Here is a 1,132-nt window from a genome sequence, read left to right on the forward strand (position 1 = left end):
GATGAACGGTGCCAAGGACATCGAACTGGCGGGGAGCCGCATCGGTGTGCTCCGCGAGGACGGCTCGCTCGTCGTGAAGGACGGCAACCTGTGGTCGTCCTGGACCGAGCAGACCGGCAACGTGAAGGACTTCGAGCTCACCCCCAGCCGCATCGGTGTCGTGCTCACCAACGGCGACGCCACGGTCAAGGAAGGTGATCTGTTCGCGGGCTGGGTCAACCAGGCGGGCGGCGTGAAGGAGGTCGAGCTCGCCGGAGACCGGCTGGGAGTCCTGCGCGACAACGGTTCCTTCGCCGTGAAGGAAGGCAACCTCTGGGCCGGCTGGACCGAGCAGGCGGGCGGCGTCTCGGCCGCCGACCTCACCTCGCCCGCCACCGTGCCCACCAACGGCGTCACCCTCCAGGACCTGCGCAACATCTACGGCACGATCGGTGCCCCGGACACCGTCCAGGAAGGACTCGAGAGTCTCAACGCCGAGATGGTCCGCGGCGGCATCACCACTCCGGCGCGCAAGGCCGCGTTCCTCGCGACCCTGCGCAACGAGAGCGGGTTCCGCTACAACGCGCTGGAAGGCACTGGCGCCACCTACCAGGGCCGCGGTTTCATCCAGCTCACCAATGACAGCAACTACCGCGGCGCCGGCAGCAACCTCGGCGTCGACCTGCTCGGCAACCCGGAGCTGGCGCGCAGTCTGCAGTACAGCGCCCCGATCGCCCGCTGGTACTGGACGGTGGCCCGCTCGGACTCCAACAACGCCGCCGACCACTACGACATGGGCCTGATCTCCCGCTACATCGGCTACAAGGCCAGTTCGGCGGAGGACGCCGAGCGGTGCAACGACTTCAAGTCCGCCCTGCGCTACTTCAACGGCGGATCGCTTCCCGTCCCCGACTCCCAGATCACCTGCAACCGCCACTGATCCGCACGAAAAAGGGCGCTTTCCCGGAACTCGGGAAAGCGCCCTTCGCGTTTTCTAGCGGCGGTGGGTCAGGTCGCCCTGGGAGACCGACGAGGCCTGCTCGGTCCAGCCCGACCAGAGGTTGCCCTCCTTGACCTGGAACGCACCGCGGGACTGTCGGACGCCGACGCGATCGCCGGAGAGCTCGATCTCGGTGGCCTGCCCCGTCTGGTC

At 67.8% G+C, this 1,132-nt stretch carries 1 protein-coding gene; it reads left to right on the forward strand.

Features of this window, described 5'->3' with window-relative positions; all coding sequences use genetic code 11:
- A partial coding sequence (locus UK23_RS49470; RefSeq protein WP_052685574.1) for a glycoside hydrolase family 19 protein occupies positions 1-919 on the forward strand: 919 nt, incomplete at its 5' end.
- Positions 920-1,132 lie beyond the last annotated feature (213 nt).

This window comes from Lentzea aerocolonigenes, from assembly GCF_000955955.1.
GTDB classification, from domain to species: Bacteria; Actinomycetota; Actinomycetes; order Mycobacteriales; family Pseudonocardiaceae; genus Lentzea; species Lentzea aerocolonigenes_A.